A 24,168-nucleotide genomic window follows, 5' to 3' on the forward strand; every position below is an offset into this window, starting at 1 on the left:
ATCCAGCTACCTCTTAAAATCCGGTGATATAGAGCAATGCTCGCTAATCTTCTGTATGGAAGGGTCAGACCAAGGACCAACAACCTTGTAACTCTTAGTTAGTAAACTACCAATAGGATCACGAAATATGCTCTGTGCCACCAAACTGATCACACCAGCCACCGGAAACCCGGCCAACACACTAGCAACGGAAAAAGTATTACTCACCTTCGGTAAAACACAAAAGTCCATATCAAACGTGCGGTCCACGGTATTAGCAGACCCAGAAACCATGACCCTACTAGATGGACCACGAATATCCAGGCCTTGAGTCATAAGTATACCATTATTAATCTGCAAAGAACCTACAAGTGAATCAAAAGAAAACCCTGATGAAAGAACATCATGAAAATCTAGAAGTACCCTGCGCGGCAATTCTTTAAGATTAAACAAGCCCAGCAAACTCCCAATTCCTGTATTAATCTGTTTAAATTCACCCTTCTCTAAGTTTAAGTTTACTGTTCCTGAGATAGAAGTACCTAGCCAAAGCAAAGGAGATCCTACCCAAGAGACAGAACCATATACAACACCAGAACCGCCTTCAATCAGGGATTTTTGTTTCCAAGATGAAAGAAGGCTACCTGCATCATAAAAGATACCTTGAAAATCCATATCGTTAATCTGTTGCCCACCAGACAAAATCATCTGTCCTTTCATCTCTAGGAGTGCATTATCATTCTGGATAGCAAAAAGCTGCACGTCTGACTTATCACTTTGATTTACTACCTGCAACTTAACGCTACCTACTGGCACATCATTAAACTTCAAAGATTGAATATATAAATCTATGTTTGGCCAGCCGAAAATAACATTCTTAGATTCACCAATTTCCCCAGACACATCATTTGAAATTGAAGCTGAATCTAATCTGATGGAAAGTTGTCTTTCATCATTATTCCAGTTAACTGTCCCAGATAGTCCAGAAGAACTAATTTGCGATAATATTTTATTTCCTGAGATAGTAACATTGGCAGCTAAATCATCTACAGAAAGAACACCAAGTTTAGCCTTCTTGCTAAATATATGCAGACGATATGGAACCTTACCCACCTCCTGACCAAAAACACCAGCTCTCATTAAAGAGATCCATCTATTTTGATCAATAAAAGCAGTGTTTATTGAGATATCCCAAACAAATTTACCATCCTCTTTATTAACCTCATCTTTTTTACCATCATCCTTCTTAACATCCCCTTTATTAGCATCATCTTTCCCATTGTTCATGGAAGAAGGGTTGGCATCTTTTTCCTGTGCAGGAGCAACGCTACCAGTATTACCAGAATAATTATTATTAGAAATAGTATTTGGTTCAGAGCTTGGATTATTAGCATTTACATGCGGTAAAACAGCATGTGCAGGCTCAACCTCTTTTCTTGAAACCAACCTTGACAGTCTATATTCATGATCGCCACCTACAACCCGAGATGAAAAACACGAAGATGGTACCCCACTAACGCCAGCCAAATTCCCACTTGATAAGGTGTAATTGGACAAGTCTTTACTAAAATCATCCAAAGGTGCATAACTCAACTTTAAGCAAGTATGCTTATGCTTAAGAAATACATCCATCGAAAAACTATCGTCGTGGGCAGTATACAAAATGGATACAGGCCACTCACCATTTCTAACATTTTTATGAAATGGCTCGGGAAATGCTGAAAATATACCCACCAAATTGCTATCAACACGAACATTCCAGCTATCGGTATCGAACGACCTATAAGCACCAACATATGCATCGAAAGATCCATTCAAATATACCGATGGCAGCTTAACACCAAGAATGTTACTGAATAAACTGTGAATATCACCCTTGCTGACAGCTGAAATCGCAACATCTCCTAGTGAATTGCCAGCTATATAGCCCTTACCCCAAAATTTGGGTGGCATAAGCAACGAACCAAAATCGATAAAATAACTACCATTACAAACGTTAGCTAGTGCCCTATCTGATACAAGGTGATAGATACTACCGTTGTAGGCAAAATCCTTCCGCAGATTACTACCTTCAACGTATATAGAGTAGGAAAAATTATCACTATCAGACTTTCCCCACAGTGGTATCGACAACATCATATTCTGTATTTTCAAACTCCCCAAAAAGTCGGGGGATTTAAAATACTTGACTAAGTATCCAGGAATTGTAACAACATTCGACAAGCTAGAGAGAGCAACAGCGTAATCGGACACTTTAGCCTCTGATGTTTTAGCTTGAATTAAAATATTGCTATTAAAATCATCTGTGTGAAAATCGTTTATCAGTAGCCTAAATTTCTTAACAGGAATTGCCCCAAAAGAACAAGATCCACTTGCATCAAGGGAACTATTGTTAATCTTAGCCATACCATCAACATTAGTGAAACTAATACCATTGCCCAAAGAAATAGACGTATCTTTTAGATTTATTCCTAAATACCAATTGGTATGGGAGGAAAAATTTCCCTTGGAATCAATACCTCCGGATACTCTGACATCAGCGTATGGAATACTTCCACTTATAAATGAGTGCTTAATCCAACTACGGACGGGATAGGAAACAGCATCAGGCAAATGATCGCGTAAAAACTCAAGTGACTTGGGGAAAAGTGTGCCGTTGAGTTTAACGGAATTTTGTCCTGAACCATCGGGGCAATATTCAAATCTACCATTAAAATTAGCCAGTGCAGACATTATAGATATAGACTTAGCACCAAAACACATCGCTTCCTTGCTTTTGTCTGAACGCCAAAAAAGCTTTCCCGAAACCTGAGATTTCCATTTCGACACATTCCTTAATAGGGAATGCGGGTCTAATAGTACAGTTGCATGATCCAGAGAAATATCACCCCTGTCCTGATTGCCCAAAATAGTAGCCTGGTATTCATCAAGATGCTTCAGCCAAAGAAAGCCATCTGATGGAGTGCCTCCAACACTAGCACTAATATCCCATAAAGGATCGTTACCATGACGGTGCCATTTAAAATTAAAATCTCTCACAATGCCATAAGGAATCCTATTAATAACGGATTCATAGTGAGGAAAAAATTGCCTACTAGTTATAAGAAAAAGGTTCTTTAAGGAAGGAGTAGCTACATACGAAAGCACTGAATTGATCTCTTGCAAATTTTCCAAAGAAAATGGCCGTGTCCACCTGAGGTTTATAGAATAATTTTGCGGCATTTTTCCAAATGAAACCTTCTGGTTTCTGATGTTGCGTACATACAAAGTGGAGAACCGCGAATTGCCCCAATACAGTCCAACATCCATGGCTAGGTATGGTTCTTCCCAAGAAAAATGCTGGTCACTTATTTTTATGCCATGACTAACCAACTCGCCCTGAACACCACTAGGAATGTTGTCAGTAACGGCAACCCTTCCAGAAAAATCTATTAATCCAGAGTATTTGATCTTTTCCAAAGAAGATGGCATAAAAAAACGTACGGCCTGCAAATCAAGACCATTTACCAAGAAATCTACATAATCGTCACATACCAGACGATTATTTTCGTAAGTTGCATATCCAGAAATAGTAGCAGAATGGTAGTACTTACCTCTACGAAACAAATCAACAATGAAACTGATCCTTGTGGAAGAAACACGTAACAACCTCCCATCTATACCTCCACTGAACCTAATAACTTTCTTCTGCTTACCCTCTAACCAAGATAGATCTAGGTTATGTAGTGAAATTTCCTTCACTGATTGCAAAAATTCTTTAGCTGTAGAAGATTTATAATACCCACCCAAAGGTAGAAGGATATCGTCGAAGGTGAAGTTGTTTAACTCAAAGTGATTAAGAGTATGTACTACAGATAAAGTTACACCATCTACATCAATTGAACTGGGCCGCAAATATCCCCGCAATAAACTCCACCAGGTGGAATAAAATATAACTTTGGAAAAATCAATATTCTTCTTCGTATCAGTACCAGAATAGACATGCACGCCTCTTGCTGTAACGTGTGGGTACAAAGACAGTAAAGACAAATCTAGAGAGGAAAATGCAAGTCTATAGTCACCAATAACAACGGTCTTACCTTTCCATCTGGATTCAAAATCTCTTATATTTTCGTGAGCAAAACGCGCCAGGGAAGAACCAAAAATACAAGCAAAAATAGCAACCACCACCAGTAGCCATCTTCTATTTTGCCTAAAGTAAATTTTCATAACGGCCCTACAAGTTTTAAAATCGCGAAATATCACCGCTAACCAACCGACCGCACCCCATATTGAGATTCTATAACTGATTTAACATAGGAATAAAAGAGGCTACCAGTACCTGCCGTTTGCAAAAACCAAAGCAACATATCCTTATTGCAAGATCGTAAAAAATGCACTAACTGTTTCTCACTAAAGACGTCCGTAACTGACTCTAAAAGCTTGGCTTTCAGACGAGTTAAAGATACCTCCAATGCCCCTATAAGGAAACAACCTATCTCTTCTTTTAGGTGATCAAAAAAATCTAATAAATCCAGGTATACATCCAAATCGACTTTACTGGACTTGGATAGCAGTAATTTTTCAAAAAAAACGACAACAGCAGCGCGCTTTGATTCATAAGCACTCAAAAACCACCCAGAACAATCCAATCGCCCATAGATTTCGTTAATAACCGCTGTAAGAACTAAAACACGCTCCTCATTTCCGGTAGCATTTACAATTGAAACACTAAGATAATCAGGAAGATGTGTAAAAATCCTTAGCTCATCTAGGGAAAAAGAATGTAAGCGAGAAAGAATTATTCTGGATATGGTAACGGAAATACCCTTTAGAAGCTCAAATCCTAAACCTGCACAACGAGGATCACCACGGGACATTCTCTGAACTGAGTTGATGATTCTCATCATATTTTTACGAGAAAGTATGTTAATAATTGATAAAAACCAATCAACAGACTTCTCATCATAGGATATGGTATAGACATGCATTACCAAGCGCTGGAAAACCACATCATAAAAAACATCGTTTAGAGTAGTAGAAAGAGGCAGCACAAAAGAGTGTATAGCAACCACACGGCTAGCTATAGCATCAAAACGCTCCTCATCTATAATATAGCGGAAAGATAACAATGATTGCAGAATATGCCCTAAATGAAGGCTAATATGAAATACGGCCGTACTAAACTGTACATCACCTTTTTGGGGCCTAATTTTAAGTAAGATCCACATCCTAAGCCGTTGTAGCCAATTGACTCCAAAATACTGACTAAAGAAAATAGACAACAGCCCATGACCGGAGCCAGACAATGCCTTCAGTGGGGAGTCACCGTAATTTTGGAGCACGGCATCCCACTGGGATTTAGTAAATTTATGAGTATCTGCAACGACCGCCAGGCGATTAGGCTTGTACAAACACGAATCAGATTGAGTTAGACCATCAAGCACCCTGCTAGACAATTTATCAGATAACTCTTGGCATGAACCTTCTTTTTCTGAGAAACGCAATCTTAAGTCTCCAATGGAAGCAAATCGCCTATAATTAACAACCAAGTGTTATCAAAGCCTGCATTGTATACGAAAACTAGGTAGATAAAGGCAAAAGTAGGAGGAAAATATTTTATTTTTCTTCCAATAGGAATAGGATAGTTCACATCTACTACACGTACCTTAACTCCTGCCTTGATTGAGGATATCAAATGATTTTTTTTAACCGTGCAGCATCTCTGATACTATGTCTGTCCTGCTTATTACTATCATCTTGCTTTTCGGAATCAAAAAAAGGGAATTCACAAAACACCGAAGTCATAATTGGATTCTCCGGACCCCTTACAGGTGATACCGCTCATATTGGAGTGGACTATCAAAATGGTATTCGTCTTGCCATAGAAGACATGAATAAAGAGGATCTTAGGGTTAATGGTCGCCGTATAATTTTTCACCTATTATCACAAAATGATAATTCAGACCCTAGGATGGCAACTATAGCTGCTTCATATCTAGTTGATAATAAAGTACTGGCTGTCATTGGGCATGTAGATTCTGGGTGTACCATAGCATCATCTAGCGTGTACAACAAAGCTAATGTCATTCAAATTGCTCCGTCAGTTTCTAATCAAAAATACACCCAACAAGGATTTCGTAACACATTCAGAATGATGTCACCAGATACTATCCAAGGTCTTTACATTGCAAAATTCATATCCCAAATGGCTAAAAAACCGATCGTATCTATTATCGATGATAGAAGCTCTTATGGGCAAAATTTAGCAACCCAGGTGGAAAATTCGCTTAAAGAGAAAAACATCAAAATTGTAAGACATGAATATACAAGACGTGAGGATCTGGATTACTCAGCTATTCTCGCAAGCATCAATAAATACAAGCCAAACATTCTATTTTTCTCTGGAACTGATTCCCAGGCTGCAAGATTGATCAGGCAGGAGCGATCTATAAACCCAAGTATTTCATTTGTAACTGGAGATATGGCCTGCACTCCTAGATTCGTCTCATTAGCAGGAAAATTTGCTGAAGGAACCTTTTGTTCAAGAAATTCTCTTCCTATTGATGGCTTGCCTATGGTAACTGAGTTTAAGCATCGCTATGAAAAACAATTCTCCATAAACGTGCAACCATACGCCTTGTTTAGTTATGATGCTGCCAGATTAATAGGAAATGCTATTGCCAAAACAAATTCACTTGATAAGAACAAAATTATATCCTACCTACATAACCAAGAATCAAACGGCATAACAGGACGCATTGCTTTCAAGAAAAACGGCGATCCTGCCCACTCAGCAACAACAATATTTAAGATTTCAGGTGGTACATTCAATGTACAAAGGGTATACTCCAACGACAATTTTTCTTGCTCACATAAACAAACTCTTCCCAAGAAAAAGTAACACTCATGAATTTTTTCACCGACTTATTTGTCGATGGCCTGTTTGTAGGTAGTACATACGCCATACTAGCCCTTGGGTATTCGATGGTTTATGGCGTGCTTGGTCTGATTAATTTTGCTCATGGCGATGTACTTATGATAGGAACCTTCGTCTGCTATTCAGCCATAAATATACTAGAACACTATTTACCATCTACGTCACATGGTATAATACTAGTCGTAGCTACGTCGATTTCAATGATTATATCTGGAATAACAGGAGCACTACTTGAGCTTGTCGCTTATAGAAGGGTTCGCAAGGCATCAAGCCTCATATGTCTCACCACGGCGATAGGTGCATCCATCGTTATACAATCCATCGCCATGATTATTTGGGGTCGTCAATACCTAAAATTTCCTCAGTACATCCCTATGCACATGATCCACTTTTGGAAAATTTCAGCACCGTTTTCTCATATCACTACAATAGCAGTTACTACCGTCACGATGTTGTTGTTGTGGTTGTTCGTGCGTAAAACTAGAATTGGTCTATCCATACGTGCCGTATCAGAGCATGATATGGTTGCTGAGCTTATGGGGATTAACAGCAACGCTGTAATTTCTATAACTTTTATTATGGGTTCAGCATTAGCTGCATTGGGAGGAATATTATTAGCCAGTAACTATGGCATCATAAACTATGGAATGGGGTTCGTACCGGGAATAAAAGCTTTCACCGCTGCCGTTATTGGTGGCATAGGCAGCATACCGGGTAGCATGGTCGGAGGCATGTTGCTTGGTGTAGTAGAAGCCCTGGTTACGGGATATATAACCGATTGGACGGGAGGAATTTTGAATTCAGATTATCAAAATGTCTTTTCTTTCATCATATTGCTCACAGTTCTGTTGGTGCGACCAAACGGACTTTTGGGAACAAGCAATACCGATAAATCCTAGGAGGCTATGTTTTTATCTAAGGCTCACAAACTAGCATCAAAAGCACAACCGGTGATTATCAGCGCCATATGTTTGATGCTGCCGTTCTTAGCGGGTATGGTGGGACAAACGTGGGAAAGAAATCTAGATTTTATACTTTTGTATATTATCCAAGCTTTTGGTCTCAATATCGTTCTTGGATACACTGGTTTGCTAGATTTGGGATTCGCAGCGTTCTATGGCTGTGGTGCCTACTGTTATGCCCTACTAGCTTCAACGCAACTTGGCATTCATTGGCATAGCATAGCTCTTATACCTGCAAGTGGGCTAGCGGCTTGTGTTTTGAGCCTAATAATAGGTATACCCGCCTTGTTACTCAAGGGAGACTATTTCGCCTTAGTAACTCTTGGTTTTGGACAGGTATTTGTGGTTATCATGAATAACCTAAACCGGCCTATAAACATAACAAATGGCCCCCAAGGAATAACTGGCATTGATTCGTTTCGAATATTAAGTCTCGATCTATCTCAAGCACTAGATATCGGACCGCTCCATGTATCGTCTCTCAAGCTGCATTATTACTTGTTCTTCATAATCACTGCCGTATTAGCATATGTATACCATCTACTAAGAAACAATTACATAGGAAGGGCCTTCATAGCGATCCGAGAGAATGAAGTAGCAGCAAGATCGTGTGGAATTAAGCCATATAGGTACAAAATGTTAGCTTTTTGCTTGGGTGCATTTTTCTCTGGTGTGGGTGGAGCGCTGTTTGCTGGATTCCAAGGATTCGTGAGCCCTAATAGCTTTAATGTTATGGAGTCGTTCAACATATTGACTATAGTTATTCTAGGAGGAAGCAGTAGGATAATTGGAATAGTATCAGCATGTGTATTCATAATAGCGGTTCCAGAGTTGCTACGTTCTTTGTTACCACTTATTGGACAATATCTTATAGACGATCAATCTTCATCTTGGATTAGAAATCTTGCAGATCCGGAGATTATACGACAACTAATCATAGGTTGTGCTGTCATTTTGATGGCAACATTCAGGCCAAACGGTATATTTTCTGAAAGAAAACAATTGATCAAATGAATCACAATGTTCTCCTTGAAGCTAGAAATGTATGCAAGAAATTTGCCAACATTAGGGCCCTTAGCAACGTTTCCTTCACCATTAGGGAAGGGGAAGTATATGGAATAATAGGTCCTAATGGCGCCGGCAAAACCACTTTGTTTAACTGTTTAACTGGTTTTGGTGCACATGATAACGGAGAGTTCATTTTAAGTGGAAAAAAATTAAGAAAAAACTCCCCAGAGTATAATGTTTCACAAGGCATATCTAGAACGTTTCAAAATATTAGGTTATTTAAGAAGCTTAGCGTTTTGGAAAACATATTGGTTGGATTTCATAAAGATTTCTCAAGCTTATCGCTAATGGAGTCAATTTTCTGTAAGGCAAAACGTAAAAAAATAGTAGATAGTAGCTGTGATCTTATGTCATACGTAGGTATAGACCATAGTAAAAAGCTCATGCAAGCTGGAAACCTATCATACGGAGAACAACGAAAACTTGAGATAGCCAGGGCCCTTGCCACACACCCGATAATCATAGCTTTAGATGAACCAGCTGCAGGCATGAACTCTGTAGAAAGGGAAACGCTAAGATCATTAATAAGAAAAATACGTGATGATGGTGTGGCTGTAATTATTATAGAGCATGACATTGAATTGGTGGTAAATCTGTGTGATCGAATAGCAGTTTTAGATTTTGGAGAAAAAATAGTAGAGGATACTCCTGAACATGTGATAGCAGATCCCAAATTTATTAGCGCATATCTAGGAAAAGACTATGAAGAGCCAACAGGGCGGTAATAGTAGTTTACTTAGTATTCACAATCTTCGCGTTTGTTACGGAAAAATATGTCCAATAAGTAATATTAGCTTTGATGTTCAAAAGGGAACCACTCTTTCCATAGTTGGCCCCAACGGCGCTGGAAAATCTTCATTACTGAATGCTATATCCGGGTTCATACCTCATAGTTCAGGAAAAATAATATATGCTGGAATGGATGTTTCCACGCATAGAACTTATCAAAGAAGTAGAGCAGGGCTGATATTAGTACCAGAGGGACGTAGGTTGTTTACAAAATTAACAGTCGAAGAAAATCTCAAGTGTGGTCATATAGTACGCCCCAACAAACTGTTTCATACCATTAGAGATGAAATATATGACCTATTTCCACGCCTAGCAGAAAGAAGAAATCAGATAGCGGGACATCTGTCGGGCGGAGAACAACAGATGGTTGCCATAGGAAGAGCAATGGCCAGCTGTCCCAAACTACTGATGCTAGACGAACCGAGCATGGGGCTAGCACCTCAAATTGTAAAAAAGGTGTTCGAAGCAATAAGCGCCATATCCAAACAAGGGATAACTATAATATTGGTAGAACAAAACATAGGTCTAGCAACAAGGCACTCCCACAAAACTATAATACTAGAAGGAGGAAAGATACAGGCACAAGACAACTCCACAGAAATACTAAACAACCCCAATATAAGATCAACCTATCTCGGCGTTGCCCTATAGGCAAGGACGACGATGTTATCTAGCAGTGCGGTGGCGGTGCATCTGTTTCTTTCTTCCTAGTTTCTACCTGCACCATAGACTGTTCTACATTGTTATTATGTACCTCAGGATTAACATTTGTTGTAAAACGTGCAACCTTCTTAACGACTGCAACAGAAGCAGGCAAATCATCACCTGAATCAATGTTTGGCAATCCATTAATTTTAGTCTCAATAAGAACCAATCCACCGGATAACTCTGGAAACTCTTTCCTCCTATTAGGAGCAGGAGCAGAAAAATTCTCAGTAGAAGATGCTGCAGTAGCATCTAATTTCTCTGCTTGCGGTTGAAATTGATTTACATCTTCAGATATATCATTTTCGGCAGCGTAATACGTACTTTGAGATGATGAATCATCACAATCTGCTGATATAACTGCCTCTACGACCGAAGCTGAGTCATGAGAGGTACATTGCTGTTGAACAGAGACAACTTTATCATCATCTCTACAACGGCGCGGGCCTCTGCTACGACGTCGGTTTACGTTGTTGTGCCCTGCTGCGCTTACATTGTTACGATGTGTAGCAACTCTAGCAGGTGGCGAAGCCACAGCACTGCCAAAATCAAGCATACTCCTATCCCTAGAAACAGAATCAGAATCATCGCAAAAAGTTTCTACATCAGCAGCTTGAGGAGTTTTAGTTCTAGAAAACCTTTGTTGACGAGAAGCAGGAGCGCGACGTCTAGCAGCAGACGCATCAGTATCAGAAGAAGTAACAGAGTCCGCAGTCCTTACTGAATCAGAGTTTGTTGGCCTACGTCTGGTGCGCGTCTGACTTCCATCAAAAGAGGATGAAGAAACACGATTTGACGAAGATCTGCCACCCTGAACTCGTGTACGACGATTTGTAATATTGCGCTCATTGACTGATTGTATTTTCTCTTCAGGCACAAAGTCCACCGCAGTAGTACTTGATGGATCAGAGGGAGAATCTGTTTTAGCAGATTTGTTCCTAATCCAACCCCAAACCCTATCTAATATACCCTTGCTGGCAGTACCAGAACGACTAACAAAAGGCAAAATAGCAGATGTCTTTACAAGTGGTTTCATCCTTCTGGATTTATCAGACGCAAACGAGCTAATCTCAACGGATGCATCAATTGCATCATCTTTAGAGGTAATCATCCTGTAACTCATTATGTCAGAATCATCACAGTCAGAGTGAACAAGCTGAATACGATAGGCTGGGGTTTCCAAATGGATGCTGGGAATCAAAATTATATTTACATGAGTACGTTTTTCCAACCCCAGTATCTGACCACGTTTTTCATTCAGTAGAAAAGTAGCAACATCTACTGGAAGATGAACATGAACGGACGAAACGTGCTCCTTCATGATAACTTCCTCTTGCAAAACACGCAGTATGTGCAACCCAGATGATTCTATGTTTCGTACAAAACCAGTACCTGAGCATCGTGGACAAACAACATGACTCAATTCCCCCAAGGCTGATCTCAGCCGCTGCCTTGAAAGCTCCAACAAACCAAATCGAGAAATTTTCCCCATCTGGACTCTAGCGCGATCATACTGCAGAGACTCCCTCAGCTTATGCTCCACGGATCGCTGATTTTTAGCAGACTCCATGTCTATAAAATCTATAACTATCAACCCTCCGAGATCACGCAAACGAATTTGTCTACCAATCTCTTCAGCGGCCTCTAAATTAGTTTGGAACGCAGTTTCTTCAATGTCTGAACCACCAGTAGCGCGAGAAGAGTTGACATCTACTGCAACCAAAGCTTCAGAATGATCAAAGACAATGGAACCACCAGAAGGCAAAGTCACCGTACGAGAACAAGCCATCTCAATTTGACGTTCAATCTGAAACCGTGAAAACAAAGGCACAGAATCAGAGTACCGCTTCACAATTGAAACATTGTGAGGCATAACATGCGCCATAAATTGCCTAGCCTGTTCATATATATCAGGAGAATCTACTAATATCTCCCCTATGTCATGCTGGTAGTAATCTCTAATCGCCCTGATAATTATAGAAGAGTCTTCATAAATCAAGAACGCCGGGGGGTTAACACGATCCTTAGTTTCTTCGTATACGATATCCCCAGTTTGAGATTTATAACGAGGACGCGACGCCTCAAAGATAGCATCCCACAGCTTCAGCAGGTACTCCAAATCCCACTGCAACTCATCAAACGAACGACCGATAGCCGCGGTACGACCTATGATGCTCATACCAGTAGGAAGCGGCAAGCCCTCCATAAGATTCTTAAGTTCAGCTCGCTCATCACCCTCAACACGCCGAGAGACACCACCTCCTCTAGGATTATTCGGCATCAAAACCAAATAGCGCCCGGCCAAAGAAATATAAGTAGTTAAAGCCGCACCTTTAGAACCACGCTCTTCCTTATCTACTTGAACTAAAACTTCCTGACCTTCGTTAAGAGCTAGCTGCCCCTTACGACCAGCGTAAGTAGGTTTACTATAATATGAAGATTCAATCTCCTTAAACGGCAAAAAACCGTGGCGCTCAAAGCCATAATCTACAAAAGCAGCGTCTAAACTAGATTCAACCCTAGTTATCACACCAACATAAATATTACTCTTCCTCTTTTCTCTATGAGAAGACTCTATGTCAAGATCGAGTAACTTCTGCCCTTCCACTATGGCAACCCGCAACTCCTCGGGCTGAGCCGCATTGAACAACATCCTTTTCATGAAATATTCTCCGCGCAACTAAACAGCGCACGCAGAGCCCCAAATAGTATGCAAGAAACAAACTAACGACAGCAAATAAACAATCCGGAACGGAAAAATCTGCTTTTTTTCAGATTAAACAAAAAACCATTCCACTATTCTAGTATGGTCGTCCCTTATCACGACCACCGACCATTATTTATGCAACGTCATACGCAAACTGTGGCTTACTGATTTCCATCATGCTCCACCAAGAGGGACACTCCGCCTGTTGCAAACAAAAATTTAAAAAAACGCCTAGGGAAAAGCCCAGAAGCATCCCAAAAAAACATCACCGTCAAGTAATCACCCCAACTTTTATATGTAAAACACATCAGCTAGGGTGTACAATCGGTACCCAAGGATCAGTCCCTTACACAAACGCACCACCCAAACATCACATGACTAAAGAGAATAACCCTAGTACAACCGTTACTGTCCAGGAGGAATGCTCCGGGCAGCGCCTGGACAACTATCTCATACGCATAACAAAGCGACAACTCCCACGCTCACGAATTCACCGTATGATCCGGTCGGGAGAGGTAAGAGTCAACCGGCGCAGGCGCCCAGCCCTAACCAAGCTAACTATAGGAGACAAAGTCAGAGTCCCACCATTCTTCACAAAGGATACAAATAAACGTCCAAGGCACAACGGCTACACAGCAATGCTAGCACAGTTTGACAAGGATATCATCTATGAAGATGACAGCCTACTAGCAATAAACAAGCCATCTGGGTTATCTTGTCACGGAGGTAGTGGTATTTCATTGGGTCTTATAGAACAAATACGCCTCATTATGAATCAGTACAAATTCCTAGAATTAGTGCACAGATTAGATAGAGACACATCAGGGATTGTACTAATAGCCAAGAAAAAAAGCACCCTAACCGGGCTACACTCAATGTTCCGTGATCGTAAAATTGATAAGAGATATGTGGCACTTATTGATGGTAAAATACAAGATCCTTTCAGGAGCATAAAGCTACCACTTGGAGTTAGGGTACGCAATAATGAAAAAATAGCATTCATTGATAAAATCAATGGCAAGCCATCAATAACTGAAATTTTTTTATTGCTTCATAATACAGGAAATTCCCTTATTGAGGCACGTCCGTTATCTGGTCGTACACATCAGATTCGTATTCATCTATCTGCGGTTGGATATCCGATTGTTGGTGATACCAAATATGGTAAAAACTCTAAAGGCAATAGATTATTTCTGCATGAGCACATGATTTCATTTCAACATCCTATTAGTAGGGAACAACTTACCTTGACTAGCCCTATACCTAAAGAAATGATTTGTGAAATACGTAATAGCCAATTAAGAGCATTTCATAGAAAGGATAGTAGAGCCACTCTCTCAGCACAACAACTTGTCGATATGATTCAATAAGTGAGACAATGGCGTACTTTATTTGACCCCGCAGATTAGAGGTTTGAACATGTCAACCAACACACCCACTGACAATCAGTGTATATCAGCAATGAGAGACATTTCCATGTTGGCCGTAAAGGAGATACGGTCTGCTCGCAGATGGCGTATATTCTTTAGGGTGATTTTCTTATTAGTCTTAGGTTTTGTCTTTCTGCCCGGATTCTGGAGTAGCTACCACAAAGTTCACAGCACTCATGTATATGTTACCCGTTTGAATGGAATCATATCTGATACATCGCTTTTTAATGCTCACGACACAATTCACACCATAGAAAGTGCCCTATCTGATCCTCTCACAAGAGCGGTCGTATTGCTACTTAATTCACCCGGGGGATCTCCAGTTCAGTCCAAGCGCATCCACGATAGCGTACTCACACTTAGAAAACAGTATCCCAATAAACCTATATATGCAGTAATAGATGACATATGTGCCTCTGGTTGTTACTACGTAGCCTCAGCAGCGACAAAGATTGTTTCTAGTCCGGTAAGCATAGTAGGATCCATTGGAGTGATCATGCAAGGTTTTGGTATGGTGGAACTTATAAAAAAAATTGGCGTAGAAAATAGGACTATAGCTTCTGGAAAAAATAAGGACTTTCTTGACCCATTCTCTGCCCTAAATCCGGATCACGTAAAAATTGCAAAAGATATAATTAATAAGTCTCTATCAATATTTGCCAACGATGTAAAGGATGGACGTGTTGGCAAACTTAAAGGAACTGCCGAGGACTTGTTCTCTGGTAGGGTATGGATAGGAGCAGATGCTGTAAATCTTGGATTAGTTGACGAGCTGGGTGATGTAGACTCCATAGTTAGCAAAGACTTTGCTGGGAATGCTGTAGTTTATCAAACCTTTGAAGATTGGCCTCAATCTTTTTTAAAAAAAATTGGGTATGAATTTACTGGCAATCTCATGAATCAATACTTGGTAGCACATCTGAAGTAGTACCTATACCACTCTCAAGTTCTGCGATGGGGAAAATATTAGATAGTGAGTATTTTTGTAATTGGTTCCGGACTATCTGGGGTAGTTGCATCTCTTGAAATAGCCCGGTACCGTGATGTGTATCTGGTATCGAAGACTCCGTACAATATGTCTTCCAGCTACTGGGCCAAAGGTGGCATTGCATGTTCTCTCTTGGCAGATGATTCGTACCATAAACATTTGTGTGACACATTTACTGCAAGTGGAAACACTTCTGAGCGCGACCGCGCATACGATATAATCAGTCAATCTCGTAGTTCCCTTAAGTGGCTTACCGATAACGGATTCTCATGTACAAAACATGAGGGTCATATTCATCTAACACGCGAGGGTGGTCACAGCAAGCGTCGTGTAGTTCACTACGAAGACGCAACTGGTTATTACATAATGGAAAGTCTCTACTCGTTAGTAAGAAGCAACCCTCGTATCCAACTTATGGAAAATACAGCTGCTTTGCAATTAATAATTGAAAACAAAACATGTGTTGGTATAAAGTTATCTCACCTTGATCAAAGCACAATAACAACTTACAAAGCAGGGCATGTAGTTCTATCTTGCGGAGGATTGGGGCAAGTATATCTTAACTCTACCAACCCTATTGAAAACACAGGTGATGGCATAGCGTTAGCTTGGAAAGCAGGCTGTGAAGTAGTTAATATGGAGTTTATCCAATTTCATCCAACTGGATTTTACGCACCAGATGGAACAGTGTTTCTAGTTACTGAGGCGTTACGTGGAGAAGGTGGAAAAATATGTGATAAAAGAGGATATTGTTTTGTCAAAGACTTCGATAGTAGAGGAGATCTTGCTCCCAGAGATGTGGTGTCGCGTGCTATTTTTTCTCACCTACAGCAAAATAATGAAAAATGCGCATACATAGACATTAGTCATAGAAAACCGGACTTCATAAGGAAGCGTTTCCCAAACCTTTACATGCAGTGCAAAAAATACAATGTAGATATTACCAGCGACCTTATACCTGTCATACCATCTGCTCATTATTGCTGTGGTGGGGTACTAACCAATCGCCATGGAGAAACGGCCGTTCAAAATCTATGGGCAATCGGTGAAACAGCATACACTGGATTGCATGGGGCCAATCGACTAGCCAGCAACTCTCTCTTGGAATGCTTAGTAACTGGACGACAATGCGCACGTGCCATACTGAGCCGAAGAATAATAGCCAATAAAAACATCGTTGTAGAAAAATCAGAACCCTTGCCAAACTTGCGCCCTAACCCCAAAATCAGGACAACTATACAAGAAATAATGTCGCAACATGTAAGCATAATACGTAGCACTCGCAGCTTAAAAATAGCGGCAGAAAAATTATCATCTATTATAACTCCACAAAAAAATACAGATATAGACAATATGTACCTTTGTGCCCAACTAATAATTAAATCTTCTCAACAGAGAAAAAATAGTTACGGCTGTTATTACAACGAGGATTTTAAATCAACCGGTACAGTTTTTAAGCCAACCTACTTAGTTCAATAGTAGAAAAAAATCGGAACAATTAGTAATACTTTTGAAAGGTAATACTTTATGTGATTACCTGAACGTACAAAGATTACTATTATAAAAATTATGCTATGTTATATGTTCCAACTAAAACCATATAGAGCATGTAAAAACACGGGTAGGAAATTTGGTAACTAGCGCTTTAGAGTTTATAGGTTAATTCAAGCTATTCTTATGGGATATGTTTACAACTACTAGGACAAATTAGGTGCTGTGTATATAAACGATCACAGTACTTTTACTAAAATTGGACACATCACAAGCACTGTATAATAAACATAAGCGTTGGAAATAATTTACTGTTTAAGTAATAGTGGATAGAATTGCTACAGATCAGAATTTACCCAGCAACAACTTTATCTTAGCATCAGGGGATCGTTTTTAAGTGAACAACTAGAGTTAGGGAGCACAGTATGCTTCTACCGAAGCGCCAACAGTTAACAGGAAAATTACTTGTTGTTGTTGCAGTAAAGGAGATAATTAGAAATAGACAAACATGACGTTCACGAAAATTTCAAGTATAGTATACGATATGTCAGAGGTGATTAACACTAAAAGGTAGCATTTTAGCCGTGGTGTGCGTTCGTCTGGGTCAAATAAAAACGGTGGCTTAATCTTAGGTCAACAAATAGAAAAAACTGAAGAATTTACTCAAGTTTTTCATAAGGAGGAACAGAAAAATGTCAAGCATTATTGATACAGATCAAGCACCTAAATCCATAGGTCCATATTCTCAGGGATATGTAGTAAATGACTTTATATATACATCTGGTCAAATAGGACTGGATCCATCAACTATGAAGATGAGAGAAACATTTAAAGAACAAGCAAATACCATATTTAATAATTTAGATGCAATTCTTAGCAGTGCTGGCAGCGGCCTCTCTAGTGTAATAAAACTTACTATTTATCTAGTTGACATGAAAAATTATCCTACTTTGAATGAAATTATGACAGATCTTCTTGCCAAACCTTACCCTGCAAGAACAACAATAGTGGTATCACAATTGCCGCTAAATGCATTGGTAGAGATAGAAGCTGTAGCCGTAGTAAGAAAGTAACGTACGTCTTTGTAATCAGTATGTCTTACTCTAGATACGAATTGACAGCAACAAAGGATGCCTTTTCCAGACTAGGGAAAAGTACTCAGGATAAATTAAGACGCATGGGCATCTCCTGTCCTAAAGATCTGGTTTTGCACATGCCTATACGCTACGAAAATCAAACAAAAATAACACCAGTAAAAGCAATCCGTAGCAGTGAATCGTGTTCTGTTGAGGGTGTAGTAGTATCGGCTAATTCAATACCCATTGGTAATAATAGGATGAAAATAACGATTACTTTGCATGACGATATTGGTGATGTATTCAAAATAATTTTAACTAACGCCCGGCCTTACCAAAAAAATATGTTCCCTCTTGGAACACGCATTCGTTCTTTTGGAAAATTCACAGTAGGAAATAGGGGAAAACAAGTCATTCATCCTGACTGCAAAATAGTAAAAAAAGGAGATCCGTTACCTCAGAACTTAACAGCAGTATATCCAACAACACAGGGATTAACTCAAAAATTATTAAGTAAAATCATTCATTCAGCCATAGAAGAAAAACCATGGATTGACATTTTACCAAAAGAGATTTTACTACAGTACGGGCTTCTATCAGTAGAAGAGTCACTGATCAGTATACACTTCCCACCTGCAAGTTCTTATATAGGTATAAGCTCCATTATAAATAGAACGCACCTTTACTGGAAAAGGATAAAGTTTGATGAGCTGTTATCGTATCATATAGCACTTATTCTAGAAGAAAAAAACAGATCTACTGCTAGAACTACTTATGCTATTAGAACAAGCAATAATTTGGTGAAAAATTTCCTAAAAGAACTATCATTTGAACTAACAGATGACCAAAAGCAAGCGTGGAAAGAAATACAAGATGATCTCTGCAAAACAGAGAGTATGTACAGACTTCTACAGGGAGATGTTGGAAGTGGAAAAACTGTAATTGCAATAATGGCTGCATTAGCAGTTATAGAGTCTAGCCATCAAGTGGCATTCATGGCACCAACTGAGGTTTTAGCAGAGCAACACTATATAAGGATGCTGTCGTGGTTTAGCAAAGTAGGTGTTCGTCTGGAAATACTTCTATCATCAACTCCGTCTAAAAAAAAGCAACAAATATTAGAAGACCTATTATCTGGAAAACTTTTAATTGTTATTGGAACACACACCCTTATACAAAAAGACGTAAAATTTCTTCGCGTGGCATTAGTAATTATGGATGAACAACATAGATTTGGTGTGGAGCAACGTCTATCACTTCTGAATAAAGGAGACTGTCCTCACCAACTACTTATGAGTGCAACACCCATTCCACGTACTCTGGCAATGGCTTATTCTTCGCACTTACGCGTATCAACGTTGAAGCAACTGCCAAAGGGTAGGCAACCTATAGATACACATCTTTTCAAATTATCCAAGAAGGAAAAAATAATAGAAAAAATGAGAGACTACCTAAACCTAGGTCAACAGGCGTACTGGATTTGTCCATTAATAGAAGAGTCGGATAAAATAGAACTAAGCTCTATTTTAGAATCGCAAGAACTTATACAAAAAATTCTCCCTGAGTATCGTATTGGAATCCTTCATGGAAAAATGAAGAGCTCTCATAAAGCTAGCATAATGAAAAGCTTTCTGGATCATGAACTAGACATACTAGTAACAACCACAGTAATAGAAGTAGGAATTGATGTACCAAATGCTAATGTTATTGTAATTGAGCATGCCGAAAGATTTGGTTTAGCTCAGCTACATCAGCTTAGGGGACGTGTAGGTAGGGGAGCAGAAAAAAGCCACTGTCTACTTTTATATGACTCTGATATTTCTGATACTGGTAAGAAAAGACTATTGTCACTTTATAGGACACAAGATGGTTTTTTTCTATCTCAAATGGATTTGAAAATTCGTGGGCCGGGACAAATATTTGGAGCAAAGCAAAGTGGCATGCCTCAGTTGCGTTTCTCTGATCTAATAGCTGATGCTGAGCTATCACAAAATGCTCGCACGTGTGCACTAAAATTACTGCAAAATCAGTATGAAATAGCATGTAAACATTACAAATTTTGGTTATCGGATGCTACATGCTACGTCAATACCTAATAAATATTTTAGATTTAATACGATTCAACAAACCCGTAGGTACGTTGTTGTTGCTATGGCCAACTCTTACAGGACTTTGGTTCGCAAGCAATGGAACCCCAAGTTTAAGACTTGTGTTAACATTTGTAGTCTGCACGTTTCTATCACGGTCTGCCGGTTGCTGTTTTAATGACATAGTTGACAGAAAGATAGATGGTCACGTGAAGCGTACACTAGCCCGTCCATTGGTAACTGGTAGATTATCTGTAAGCAAAGCCATATCCACCGGCATAGCTCTACTTATTTTATCCTTTATCCTTATTATATGGCTACCAGTAAAGGTATGGATGTTAGCTGTCGTGGCAGTTATTTTAATGATAACATACCCATTTACTAAGAGATTACTTAAGATTCCACAGGCTTATCTTGGGATATGCTTTGGGTTTGGTATACCTATGACATATGAGGCAGTACAAAACCAAATACCTAAAGCATGCATACTAATGTGGATAGCTAGCTCATTATGGACGCTATCATATGACACTATATACGCAATGGTGGATCGTGATGACGATATAGCAATAGGAATAGAATCATCTGCACTATTTTGGGGTTCTCTTGATTTGCTATTTGTCAATTGCTGCGGATTTATGAGCATAATAGTATGGGCGTTAGCTGGATTTTATTCTGGTGCAAGATTAGTGTTTTACCTGGGATTAATTATGGCTGGAGCTGTAATGATGTACTTATTCAACATAATTACTAGTAGAAGCCGATCACATTGCTTGTATGCCTTTACAAAAAATCACTGGATTGGCTTTATTATTTTTATCAGTACAGTCGCTAACTTTATCCTATATTAGAGTGCTAAGTGTTTATTAAAAGGTGCTAGGTATTTAATGGGAATGCTTGGATGTGGCAAAAAATACGCCGGTTGATCTTGGGTAAACCCCTGGACCCACTTAGCAAAACGGTACGACATCAAATAGCACTTGTGGCTTTTCTGGCCTGGGTTGGCCTAGGGGCAGATGGTCTATCATCATCGTGCTATGGCCCGGAGGAAGCTTTTCTAGCCCTAGGAAAAGCCACTCATTTGGCACTTTATCTTGCAGTAATGACAGCAGCTACTGTTTTCATAATATCACTTTCTTACACGCAGGTTATTGAGCTTTTTCCTAACGGTGGTGGTGGATACCGAGTTGCCACGACGTTACTTGGAGAAAATTTGGGGCTCATATCTGGTTGTTCTCTTCTAGTTGACTATGTGCTAACCATAGCCATTTCTATAGCCAGTGGTACGGACACTATCTTCTCTACTTTGCCTTATGAATGGGGAAAGTTTCGTCTATTTTTTGAGTGTATTAGCATCCTTGGACTGATAGTTATCAATCTTAGAGGAATAAAGGAATCTATAGTTTTTCTATTACCAATATTTGTTGGTTTTGTCATAACCCACTTTATATTAATTGTTCTAGGAATCATCCTACATAAGAGTAGTCTTCCCAACCTTATTCCCGCCACAATTGAAGAAACCAATATTATGAAATCATCAGTGGGATGGGCAACTACCATAGGATTATTACTTAGAGCCTACTCACTCGGTGGAGGAACGTATACTGGGATAGAAGCAGTATCAAATAATGTACATTCCCTAGCTGAGCCGCGTCTAAAGACTGGTCGTCTAACAATGCTGTACATAGCTCTGTCCTTATCGTTTATGGCTGGTGGGATAATTATTTTGTACCTGCTTTGGGATGTTCATCATGTTGAAGGAATGACTCTCAATGCCGTAACTTTCAGCATGATTTTACACGAGATAGGAATAAATGGATGGTTAGCGCATTCAGCTCTGGTAATTATATTATTCTTGGAAACAGCTCTACTTTTTGTTGCCGCTAATACTGGCTTCTTAGCTGGACCTACTGTACTTTCCAACATGGCTATTGACTCTTGGGTGCCTAGACAATTTCGCCATCTTTCTATCAGGTTAGTAACACAAAATGGGATTTTAATGATGGGTGTAGCTGCACTTTTCATTATTCTCTTATCGCAAGGTCAAGTAAAATTTCTCATAGTACTATACTCAATAAATGTTTTCCTTACCTTCTCATTAACACTATCTGGTCTTTCTCTATACTGGTGGAAACAAAGAAAAACGAAAAAAAATTGGATAGGTCGTTTCATGTTATCTTTTGGATCATTTTTGCTAACTGCTAGTATCTTGGTAGTTACAGCGTTTGTAAAATTCTCTGATGGTGGTTGGTTAACATTATTGATAACAAGCGCAGTAATAATTTGTTGTATATGGATAAAAAACCATTACTCGCAAATGGAAAAAAGTATAGAGTCTATAGATGAATCTCTTGCCCATCTTCCTTATGGTACAATAACTAATCCGGTTAAATTGTCACCTAATGAGCCTACAGCTGCTTTCATAATTGGCAGTTCTAGGGGTGTAGGAATGCATGACCTGCGCTGGGTACAAAAAATGTTTCCTAATCACTTCAAGAACTTTGTTTTTATAAATGTTGAAACGGTAGATGCTGAATCTTATGTAGAAGAAATAGAGATAAAGAAAATTAGACAAGAAGCAATGATGAAAACCAGTTACTTTGTCAATTTTTGCAACAGCCACGGTCTATCAGCAAAGCAGTATATTGGGTTTGGTATAGACACTATAGAGGAGATATTCAAGCTATCTGAGCGTGTAGAAACGGAATTTAGCAATGTTATTTTTTTCAGCTCTCATCTAACATCTAAGGATGAAAACTGGGTAACTAGACTCTTGCACAGCAACACTCCATTTGTTCTACAAAAGAAAATGCACGCTGTAGGAATGAATATGGTTATACTACCTCTTCAGGTGTAATAGTTGTCTTTTAATTTCTTAATCATATCTTTAAAAAAATCTGAAACTTCTGATTCGCTAAATCTGTAACATCCGGTAACGTTACTTCCATAGCTATAACACCTTACTTGCACACGCGGATGAAAATAATTTGAATTTGGATTATGTACGGTTACATCCATCAGTATCATAGTTTCGGTAGCAAGTAATCTTCCAGCTGGCAGGTAAAATAGCACCCCCATTATGTATGGCCTCACGTTACTCCTTATAGAATGTGCTGGAGAACGTTCCTGAAAAATAGCATACCTTCTTATATAAGAATTAATGTTAGACTTACCCACTATGGGGTCGCTAACTCCATTCATAACAGGAGAAATAACTAAACCGCAACTTCCATTTACGTAGCTAGCGTTGTAAACGGTAGACCCTGGAAAGTACTTATACAAGTGCTTGCATTTTACACTACCAGAAATATATCCATTGAAGTTAAGAGGATCATATATCATCTCAAATAATGGCTTCAATAGTGGAGTTGCTTCTGCAAAGAAATTAATTGTTTCTGCACTTCCATAATACCCACTATAAATATCATTTATAAAATAAGAGGCATTTCCATCATTATCAAAGATACGTTCATAAAAATTATATCTAAAATATCCACCTGGTCTTAAGCCAGATGGATATGTAAATCTTAAGCACGACCCAAACCACTTTGATTGGCACGACCTAACAATTTTAGCATCTGATTTTTTGTAATTATATATGTAACTATTAACCATAGGCAATGTATTACTGCCGATAGGAGGAGATCCAGAAAATATTATATCGCCCATAAATGAATCTGCAGGTATCATATATGAATAGGTTAACCTACCTGGTGTCCATTCAGACTGAAACATTCCCTTTAATACAATATCACCTGTTGAAAAAGAACCAATATTTTCTTGTATAGCTGACTTCAAATATGGATTCCATGCTGAAGCCAACATGGCTTGTTCATTCATTGTTATATAAGAATTAAAAATATTTATATTTGAATTCTTAGATCTAATAAAAAATACTAATGATGTAGCAATGCCTACTGCTATAAAGAGAGTAAGTATCAACACATTCCCGCTGTAGATTTTTTTTATC

Annotated in this window: 16 protein-coding genes; 12 read left to right on the top strand and 4 right to left on the bottom strand. The window is 39.1% G+C overall.

Going from position 1 to position 24,168, the window contains the following annotated elements; genetic code table 11:
* Positions 1-6: 6 nt before the first annotated feature.
* Both A6733_RS01670 and A6733_RS01675 read right to left on the bottom strand, forming a co-directional pair.
* Positions 7-4,185, bottom strand: coding sequence for a YhdP family phospholipid transporter (locus A6733_RS01670; protein WP_092411228.1), 4,179 nt, complete (start codon positions 4,183-4,185; stop codon positions 7-9).
* A gap of 38 nt (positions 4,186-4,223) precedes the next feature.
* Positions 4,224-5,507, bottom strand: coding sequence for a hypothetical protein (locus A6733_RS01675; protein WP_139057454.1), 1,284 nt, complete (start codon positions 5,505-5,507; stop codon positions 4,224-4,226).
* Between the two features lie 146 nt (positions 5,508-5,653).
* Here A6733_RS01675 and A6733_RS01685 point away from each other — a divergent pair, with 146 nt between their 5' ends.
* Genes A6733_RS01685 through A6733_RS01705 form a run of 5 tightly spaced genes read left to right on the top strand, consistent with a single transcriptional unit; the run spans position 5,654 to position 10,365 of the window.
* On the top strand, positions 5,654-6,859 hold the full coding sequence (locus A6733_RS01685) for a branched-chain amino acid ABC transporter substrate-binding protein (RefSeq protein ID WP_092460311.1): 1,206 nt from the start codon (positions 5,654-5,656) through the stop codon (positions 6,857-6,859).
* Positions 6,860-6,864: 5 nt separating this feature from the next.
* The gene (locus tag A6733_RS01690) at positions 6,865-7,794 is read left to right on the top strand and encodes a branched-chain amino acid ABC transporter permease (protein ID WP_092401453.1); all 930 of its coding nucleotides are present in this window, start codon (positions 6,865-6,867) and stop codon (positions 7,792-7,794) included.
* A 6-nt stretch (positions 7,795-7,800) separates the two neighbouring features.
* Positions 7,801-8,871: a branched-chain amino acid ABC transporter permease gene (locus A6733_RS01695; RefSeq protein WP_092401455.1), complete on the top strand. Its 1,071-nt coding sequence runs from the start codon at positions 7,801-7,803 to the stop codon at positions 8,869-8,871.
* Positions 8,868-9,650, top strand: coding sequence for an ABC transporter ATP-binding protein (locus A6733_RS01700; RefSeq protein WP_092401458.1), 783 nt, complete (start codon positions 8,868-8,870; stop codon positions 9,648-9,650). Before A6733_RS01695 ends, A6733_RS01700 begins: the two co-directional genes overlap by 4 nt.
* Entirely contained in the window at positions 9,628-10,365 is a 738-nt protein-coding gene (locus tag A6733_RS01705; protein WP_092401461.1) for an ABC transporter ATP-binding protein, read from the top strand. The genes A6733_RS01700 and A6733_RS01705 overlap by 23 nt, the downstream gene beginning before the upstream one ends.
* Positions 10,366-10,384: 19 nt before the next feature.
* Here the strand turns inward: A6733_RS01705 and A6733_RS01710 are convergent, their stop codons facing one another.
* Positions 10,385-13,081, bottom strand: a complete 2,697-nt coding sequence (locus tag A6733_RS01710) for an Rne/Rng family ribonuclease (RefSeq protein ID WP_092401464.1) — start codon at positions 13,079-13,081, stop codon at positions 10,385-10,387.
* Between the two features lie 419 nt (positions 13,082-13,500).
* On the opposite strand from A6733_RS01710, the gene A6733_RS01715 reads away from it, so the two are divergent.
* From A6733_RS01715 to A6733_RS01745, 7 genes are all read left to right on the top strand, one after another.
* Positions 13,501-14,496: an RluA family pseudouridine synthase gene (locus A6733_RS01715; protein ID WP_175330505.1), complete on the top strand. Its 996-nt coding sequence runs from the start codon at positions 13,501-13,503 to the stop codon at positions 14,494-14,496.
* Positions 14,497-14,587: 91 nt separating this feature from the next.
* Positions 14,588-15,484: a S49 family peptidase gene (locus tag A6733_RS01720; RefSeq protein WP_242641585.1), complete on the top strand. Its 897-nt coding sequence runs from the start codon at positions 14,588-14,590 to the stop codon at positions 15,482-15,484.
* A gap of 45 nt (positions 15,485-15,529) precedes the next feature.
* Complete coding sequence (gene nadB, locus A6733_RS01725; RefSeq protein ID WP_175330504.1) at positions 15,530-17,023, top strand: L-aspartate oxidase; 1,494 nt, start codon at positions 15,530-15,532, stop codon at positions 17,021-17,023.
* A gap of 704 nt (positions 17,024-17,727) precedes the next feature.
* A complete protein-coding gene (locus tag A6733_RS01730) occupies positions 17,728-18,108 on the top strand; it encodes a Rid family detoxifying hydrolase (protein WP_092401476.1) in 381 nt (126 codons plus the stop codon).
* 20 nt (positions 18,109-18,128) lie between these two features.
* Positions 18,129-20,207 carry an ATP-dependent DNA helicase RecG gene (gene recG, locus A6733_RS01735; protein WP_092401479.1) on the top strand — a complete coding sequence of 693 codons (2,079 nt, stop codon included), beginning with the start codon at positions 18,129-18,131 and terminating at the stop codon, positions 20,205-20,207.
* Positions 20,189-21,049, top strand: a complete 861-nt coding sequence (gene ubiA / locus A6733_RS01740; protein ID WP_092401482.1) for a 4-hydroxybenzoate octaprenyltransferase — start codon at positions 20,189-20,191, stop codon at positions 21,047-21,049. The genes recG and ubiA overlap by 19 nt, the downstream gene beginning before the upstream one ends.
* 50 nt (positions 21,050-21,099) lie before the next feature.
* Positions 21,100-23,055 carry an APC family permease gene (locus A6733_RS01745; RefSeq protein ID WP_092401485.1) on the top strand — a complete coding sequence of 652 codons (1,956 nt, stop codon included), beginning with the start codon at positions 21,100-21,102 and terminating at the stop codon, positions 23,053-23,055.
* On the opposite strand, the gene A6733_RS01750 is transcribed toward A6733_RS01745, so the two are convergent.
* Complete coding sequence (locus tag A6733_RS01750) at positions 23,046-24,143, bottom strand: hypothetical protein (RefSeq protein ID WP_092401488.1); 1,098 nt, start codon at positions 24,141-24,143, stop codon at positions 23,046-23,048. The genes A6733_RS01745 and A6733_RS01750 overlap by 10 nt on opposite strands.
* Between the last annotated feature and the right edge of the window lie 25 nt (positions 24,144-24,168).

It is taken from the genome of Candidatus Ichthyocystis sparus, assembly GCF_900078745.1.
Classification (GTDB): domain Bacteria; phylum Pseudomonadota; class Gammaproteobacteria; order Burkholderiales; family 2013Ark19i; genus Ichthyocystis; species Ichthyocystis sparus.

Bases quoted from the DNA above. Each gene is read 5' to 3' on its own strand.
- A6733_RS01670 (WP_092411228.1), bottom strand. From the start codon at position 4,185: ATGAAAATTTACTTTAGGCAAAATAGAAGATGGCTACTGGTGGTGGTT.
- A6733_RS01685 (WP_092460311.1), top strand. From the start codon at position 5,654: ATGATTTTTTTTAACCGTGCAGCATCTCTGATACTATGTCTGTCCTGC.
- A6733_RS01690 (WP_092401453.1), top strand. From the start codon at position 6,865: ATGAATTTTTTCACCGACTTATTTGTCGATGGCCTGTTTGTAGGTAGT.
- A6733_RS01695 (WP_092401455.1), top strand. From the start codon at position 7,801: ATGTTTTTATCTAAGGCTCACAAACTAGCATCAAAAGCACAACCGGTG.
- A6733_RS01700 (WP_092401458.1), top strand. From the start codon at position 8,868: ATGAATCACAATGTTCTCCTTGAAGCTAGAAATGTATGCAAGAAATTT.
- A6733_RS01705 (WP_092401461.1), top strand. From the start codon at position 9,628: ATGAAGAGCCAACAGGGCGGTAATAGTAGTTTACTTAGTATTCACAAT.
- A6733_RS01710 (WP_092401464.1), bottom strand. From the start codon at position 13,081: ATGAAAAGGATGTTGTTCAATGCGGCTCAGCCCGAGGAGTTGCGGGTT.
- A6733_RS01715 (WP_175330505.1), top strand. From the start codon at position 13,501: ATGACTAAAGAGAATAACCCTAGTACAACCGTTACTGTCCAGGAGGAA.
- A6733_RS01720 (WP_242641585.1), top strand. From the start codon at position 14,588: ATGAGAGACATTTCCATGTTGGCCGTAAAGGAGATACGGTCTGCTCGC.
- A6733_RS01730 (WP_092401476.1), top strand. From the start codon at position 17,728: ATGTCAAGCATTATTGATACAGATCAAGCACCTAAATCCATAGGTCCA.
- recG (WP_092401479.1), top strand. From the start codon at position 18,129: ATGTCTTACTCTAGATACGAATTGACAGCAACAAAGGATGCCTTTTCC.
- ubiA (WP_092401482.1), top strand. From the start codon at position 20,189: ATGCTACGTCAATACCTAATAAATATTTTAGATTTAATACGATTCAAC.
- A6733_RS01745 (WP_092401485.1), top strand. From the start codon at position 21,100: ATGTGGCAAAAAATACGCCGGTTGATCTTGGGTAAACCCCTGGACCCA.